The organism is Streptomyces sp. NPDC031274 (genome assembly GCF_055570235.1).
Genome location: NZ_JBVIHP010000071.1, coordinates 1 through 3,585, shown reverse-complemented (window position 1 = coordinate 3,585; position 3,585 = coordinate 1). Strand labels below are relative to the sequence as shown.

Annotated in this window: 4 protein-coding genes; all 4 read right to left on the bottom strand. The window is 74.0% G+C overall.

Features of this window, described 5'->3' with window-relative positions; genetic code table 11:
* Window positions 1-45: 45 nt before the first annotated feature.
* Window positions 46-732 (bottom strand): LysR substrate-binding domain-containing protein, encoded by a 687-nt coding sequence (locus tag ACZ5CR_RS43485; protein ID WP_468868726.1) that lies wholly within the window; start codon window positions 730-732, stop codon window positions 46-48.
* Complete coding sequence (locus ACZ5CR_RS43480; protein ID WP_468868722.1) at window positions 725-1,468, bottom strand: DUF6182 family protein; 744 nt, start codon at window positions 1,466-1,468, stop codon at window positions 725-727. Before ACZ5CR_RS43480 ends, ACZ5CR_RS43485 begins: the two co-directional genes overlap by 8 nt.
* On the bottom strand, window positions 1,465-2,622 hold the full coding sequence (locus ACZ5CR_RS43475) for a hypothetical protein (RefSeq protein ID WP_468868718.1): 1,158 nt from the start codon (window positions 2,620-2,622) through the stop codon (window positions 1,465-1,467). Before ACZ5CR_RS43475 ends, ACZ5CR_RS43480 begins: the two co-directional genes overlap by 4 nt.
* The coding region (locus ACZ5CR_RS43470; RefSeq protein ID WP_468868716.1) for an NAD(P)/FAD-dependent oxidoreductase at window positions 2,619-3,585 on the bottom strand (967 nt) is incomplete at its 5' end. The genes ACZ5CR_RS43470 and ACZ5CR_RS43475, both read right to left, overlap by 4 nt.

Sequence of the window (3,585 nt, the reverse complement as noted above, 5' to 3'; positions counted from 1 at the left end):
AAAGGGCGTGCAGCAGCACCATGGGCACCGGGGTCACCGGGGTGGTCATCGGGAGGCCTCCGCTTCCGCTGTGGTGATGAACTCCCGTATGTGCTCGGGAAGTTCACGGCCACGGCGCCAGGCCACGGTCACCGGGGCGGGCGGCAGGTCGTGAATGGGCACCACACGGATGCTCGGCGGCGCGATGTCGGCGAGCGACAGGAGCGAGATGTGCACCGCCTCGCCCTTGGCCACCAGGCCCATCATCTCGGGGATGGCGGTGACCAGGCGGTTGCGGCGGATGGGCCGTCCTGCAGGGGTACGCGGCGGCACGACCTCGTCCCACACGTACTCGGGGAAGGTGCCGGGCCGGGCGAAGGTGTCGTGGTCGGCGAGTTCCTCGACGGAGACCGAATCGCGGGCGGCGAGCGGGTGTCCCGCGCCGACGACGACCGCGCGGGCGTCCTCGGTGAGCACCCGGCTGGTGACCAGGTCGTGCTCCCTGAGGCCGAACTTGACGATGATCAGGTCCAGTTCGTCCGCTCGTACGCCGCTGAACGGGTCGGCGACGTCGTACTCGCTCAGCCGCACGGCGGCCTCGTCCCAGCCGGCAAGACCGATGATGTGGGACGCCACCGCGGCGGAGCCGTGATAGCCGAACCGGATGGCCCGGGTGTCGGTGGTGGTCGGGGCCGGGATCGGGGTCGGGGCCGGGATCGGGGGTGCGGTCGCGGTCGCGGTCGCTTCAGGCAAGGAGTGCCTCCTCGGTGAGTCCGGCGGCGGCCTTCAGCCGGCCGGGGAGCTGGTGGTCGGCGACGGCGCGCACGCGGGCCAGGTGCGCCTGCCCCCAGGAGATGTGCGGCAACTGGCGCAGCGTCAGGCGGTCGCCGGGTGCGATGACACCGTCAAGGACCGCCTCGACGAGCACGTGATTGACGTGGACGAGGGCCTCGGAGACGGTGCAGTCGGCGGTGGCGACATGCAGCTCGCGGCACACGCCGTCGCGGCTGCCCGCCGGGGGCTCGCCGGGGATCTCGATGACGGTGTCCGGGCGGTCCGGCAGGGCGGCCGGGCCGTCGAAGAGTTTCAGGAGCCGGCGCAGCCCGGCCGTCTCCGCGGCGGGCCCCGGCGCGGCCCACGCCGCCGAGAGGTCGGGGGCGAGGTGCGCGAAGGCGAACCGGTCGCGCAGGTGCGCGGGGTTGCCCGCGAGGAACACGGTGCGGGTGAACGAGGTGCGCCAGGCGGAGGCCCGCTCAGGGCCCACACCCAGGGCGAACACGCAGGTTTCGCGGGCCCATTGGGCGAGGTCGAAGCTGCGCAGCACCACGGCGGCCAGGGCGCCCGTGTCGGCGTCCTCGGCCGCGATGTCGTGCTGGGCCGCCACGAGACCGTCGTAGCTGTCCAGGTCGTGCCGGGCCGCGAGGTCGGGCCGTGCGGCACGGATGCGTGCGGCGGCCCGCTCGCGCAGGCCCTGCTGGGTCAAGGTCATGAGAACACCGCCGTCAGGAGGTCCGATGCGGGTGCGGCACGGCGCTTGCCGAGCAGGCCGGAGGTCAGCCGGTACGGATCGACGTACAGGTGGTCCTTGCGGTGTCGCGCGAGATGCTCGTCGAGCGGTCGCGGCGCATCGTGCTGGGCCGACGCGAGGAGCTGCCCGGCCCGCTTGATGCTCTGGCGCAGCAGGTCGGCGCGGAAGGACTGCTGCCGGCCGGGCCCGAGCATGGCGATGAAGTACAGCCGCATGCCCAGACGGACGGCCGCCGGGTCGTGCTCGCCGCGCACGGACCGCAGGAGCGCGCCCGCGTGCACGTCGCGCCAGCCGCCCTGGCGCGCCGAGCGGATCTGCCCGTCGATGGGCACCCGGCCCAGGCTCACCCGCCGCACACTGGGGCCCAGCGCCGTGAGCACCCGCTCCAGCTGCTGGTAGTCGGGGTCGAGCTCGCTGTCGTAGAGCAGCACCACCTCGTCGAAGTCCGGTGCCATGGGCAGGAGTTCGCGCAGCGCGCAGGCCAGGTAGTTGGCGCGCCCGTCGGCCGTGACCAGCTGCCGCAGCGGCAGCCCGAAGCGGGTGAGGTCCAGGTAGACGGGCCCGCCGACCTCGCGCTGGTCCAGGCACATGCCGAGGTCGGCCAGGCGGTTCAGGGCGGCGTCGAGGGTGAGACCGGGCGGCTGGTGGCGCAGCAGGCCGGGGTCGTGCAGGCCGAGCGCGGCGTAGTGCTCGCTCCACAGCCGCAGGACGCGGGTGCCCGCGGGGTGCACCCAGCCGTGCTCGACCGCTTCGGCGTAGGGCCGCAGGGCCTGGGCCGAAGCGCGGGGCGCCGCGCGGAAGTCGACGTACAGTTCGCCGATGCCGTCCTCGGCGAGGTCGGCGTAGTCGGTGTCGGCGTGGGTGCGGTCGAGGAACTCCCAGAACCCCAGGGTCTGTTCGGTGGGGTGGTAGGTGGTGTGGCTGTAGCGGAGGGTGACGTCGGCCAGCGGCCGGGTGGCCCGGTACATCACGTCCGTCCACAGGAGCCCCTTGAGATGGCTGGGGGTCAGCGGCTTGGACGGGGTGACGGTGATCGGCGCGAGCAGGACGCGGCGGCGGCCCGAGGATGAGGCCGTCGGGTGCGGACGCGGCTGCTCCAGGGAGAGGGCCGTCATACGAGAGCCCCCTCGGCCGCCATGACCTTGTGGACGAGCTCGTCCCTGCCGGGTCCCCCGGGCCGTGCCTCGGCGGGCGGTCCCGCCTGCCGGACGCGGGCGACGAACCTCTCGTCGCCGAGCACCTCCTCGGGGGTGCTGAGCGACATGAGGATGCGGGTCAGCCCTCGCCACACCGTGCCGTCGCTGCGCGCCGCGGCCGCGATGTCGTCGAAGCCGGGCGGGCCGTCCTGCGAACGGACCGGCACGGGGGCGGGCGCGCCGTCCACGGCGGCCCGCCAGCGGGCGATGCGCAGCCGGTCGGACGCGGCGGACTGCTCGTACCAGGGGAGGAACAGCTGCTGCGTCATCCGGGCCACGGCCTCGCGCTGCGCGATGTCGACGTCCGGCCGCCCGTCGAGCAGATCCGCGAGCCGGAAGGCGTGCTCAAGGGCGAGCGACATGCCGCGGCCGAACAGCGGGTTGGTGATGCAGGCCGCGTCGCCCACCGGGAACAGCCCGGCGACCGGAACCTGCCGGGTGCTCGCCGTGCCCCACAGGGTGTTGGGCGGACTGGTGATCACGCGGACGGGCGAGATCGGCGCGCTGGCGCTGTTCTCCAGCCAGGCGGCGAGACCCGGGGTGGCGCGCGCCGCCGCGGTGAACCCCGCCCGGCTGCGCAGGCCGTGCAGCGCACGGTCTCCGGGCAGGGTGGCCAGGGCGATGGAGAAGACGTCGTTGTCGCCCGGGTGCAGGACTCCGGCGTAGTGGCCGAAGATGTCGCCGACGGCGTTGCCGCGGTTGACCGGCCCCGGCAGGGTGCCGGTCTTGCGCTGGTAGAAGCGGGTGTAACCGGTGAGCCCGGACGGACTCGTGCGGTCTGGGGCGACCGGCAGGCCGGCGTTGCGCAGCCACGTGCGCGACAGCGCGCGGCGCCCCGTCGCGTCCACCACGATGTCGGCGGGGATGCGCGTGCCGTCGCCG

Bases quoted from the DNA above. Each gene is read 5' to 3' on its own strand.
- ACZ5CR_RS43480 (WP_468868722.1), bottom strand. From the start codon at position 1,468: ATGACCTTGACCCAGCAGGGCCTGCGCGAGCGGGCCGCCGCACGCATC.
- ACZ5CR_RS43475 (WP_468868718.1), bottom strand. From the start codon at position 2,622: ATGACGGCCCTCTCCCTGGAGCAGCCGCGTCCGCACCCGACGGCCTCA.